This window comes from Micromonospora sp. NPDC049799, from assembly GCF_040656655.1.
GTDB lineage: Bacteria > Actinomycetota > Actinomycetes > Mycobacteriales > Micromonosporaceae > Micromonospora.
In genome coordinates this window covers 1-1,990 of record NZ_JBFAMU010000719.1, presented here as the reverse complement: position 1 = coordinate 1,990, position 1,990 = coordinate 1, and the positions used below count along the sequence as shown (strand labels likewise).

The window sequence follows — 1,990 nt, the reverse complement described above, 5'->3', positions numbered from 1 at the left end:
GAGGCGGCCCGCCGGCACCCCGGCGCGACCACCGTCACCGCACGGCTGCGGCCCCGGCCGGTGACGCTCGACCTGGGCGGGCCCACGGTCTCCACCTGGGGATACGCCGAGGACGCCCCCGGCCCGCTGCTGCGCGTCCGGGCCGGTGACCGGCTCCGGATCGAGGTACGCAACGACCTGCCGGTCCACACCAGCGTGCACTGGCACGGCGTCGCCCTGCGCAACGACATGGACGGGGTGCCCGGCCTGACCCAACCGCCGATCCAGCCCGGTGGCCGGTACGACTACGTGTTCACCGCCCCCGATCCGGGGACCTACTTCTACCACCCGCACACCGGGGTGCAGCTCGACCGGGCGCTCTACGGCGTGCTGATCGTGGACGACCCGCACGAGCCGGGCCGGTACGACCACGAGTGGGTCCTGGTGCTCGACGACTGGGTCGACGGCACCGGCCGTACCCCGGACGACGTGCTCGCCGCCCTCACCACGATGGGTCACCGGGGCGGCATGCCCGGCATGGACGACGGCGGCATGCCCGGCATGGACCACGGTGGTATGGACCACGGCGGCCACGGCGGCATGGACGGCGGACCCGGCGACACCGGCGGCATGGAGATGCTGACGTCGCCGCTGCTCGGCGGCGCCGGGGACGTCGCGCACCCGTACCACGTCGTGAACGGTCGCGTCCCGTCGGCGCCGCGAACCTTCCGGGCCCGGCCCGGCGAGCGGGTCCGGCTGCGGATCGTCAACGCGGGCTCGGACACCGCCTACCGGGTGGCGCTCGGCGGGCACCGGCTGACCGTCACACACACCGACGGCTTCCCGGTCGTGCCGGTCGACACGGACGCCCTGCTGCTGGGCATGGGTGAGCGGGTCGACGTGGTGGTGACGCTGGGCGACGGCGTGTTCCCGCTGGTCGCCGCCGCCGAGGGCAAGCCCGGTCAGGGACTGGCGGTGGTGCGTACGGGCGGGGGCGAGCGGCCACCGTCCACCGTGCGGCCGACGGAGCTGGACCGCGCGGTGCTCGACACCGGCACCCTGCGGGCGGCCGACGAGGTGGCCCTGGCCGACCGGCGGCCGGACCGGGTGCACCGACTGGAGCTGGGCGGGTCGATGATGCCGTACCGCTGGACGATCAACGGGGCGACGTTCGACGAGGCCGAGCCGTTGACCGTGCAGTGGGGCGAGCGGGTGCGACTGCAGTTCGTCAACGGCACCGACATGTTCCACCCGATGCACCTGCACGGGCACACGTTCGCGGTGGCCGGCGGCGGCGTCCGCAAGGACACCGTCGTCGTGGTGCCGGACCGGACGGTCACGGTGGACTTCGACGCGGACAACCCCGGTCGCTGGATGACCCACTGCCACAACGCGTACCACGCCGAGACCGGCATGATGACCACGCTGGCGTACCGGGCCTGACCGCCGGGGCGGCCACGACCACCGGGCTGACCGGTGGTCAGCGGGCGACGAGTTCCCCGAACCAGCGCCGACCCGCGCCGAAGACGGCCCGGACGCCTAGGCCCACCGACACCGCCACGCCGTGCACCGCCCGCGTGTCCAGCCGCGCCCACCGGAACGCCGAGCCCCGGCTCAGCTCGCCGTCGGCACGGCGGGACACCAGGCGGGCCTGCCCGCACCACAGGCCCGGCCCGGGTGCTTCGAGTTCCACCAGGACGCTCCCGTCGGGCCGGATCAGCTCCCGACACCGGGCGAGCAGCGCCGCCGGGTCACCGCCGATGCCGATGTTGCCGTCCATCAGCAGCACGTGCGCCCACCGGCCCTCGGCGGGCAGGGACGCGAAGACGTCCCGCCGGAGAGCGACCACTCCGCGGGACCGGGTCAGGTTCACCGCGTACGGGGAGACGTCGACACCGACCGCCGCGTGCCCGGCGCGGGCCAGCGCGAGGGTGAGCCGACCGGGCCCGCAGCCGACGTCCAGGGTCGGGCCGCCGCACCGGGCGACCACCGCCCGGGTCGCCGGTTCCGG

2 protein-coding genes are annotated in these 1,990 nt (G+C 75.1%); one reads left to right on the top strand and one right to left on the bottom strand.

Annotated features, from left to right (window positions below):
• The coding region (locus tag AB0I76_RS28700) for a multicopper oxidase family protein (protein ID WP_357041910.1) at positions 1–1,422 on the top strand (1,422 nt) is incomplete at its 5' end.
• 37 nt (positions 1,423–1,459) lie between these two features.
• Here the strand turns inward: AB0I76_RS28700 and AB0I76_RS28695 are convergent.
• A partial coding sequence (locus AB0I76_RS28695) for a class I SAM-dependent methyltransferase (RefSeq protein ID WP_357041907.1) occupies positions 1,460–1,990 on the bottom strand: 531 nt, incomplete at its 5' end.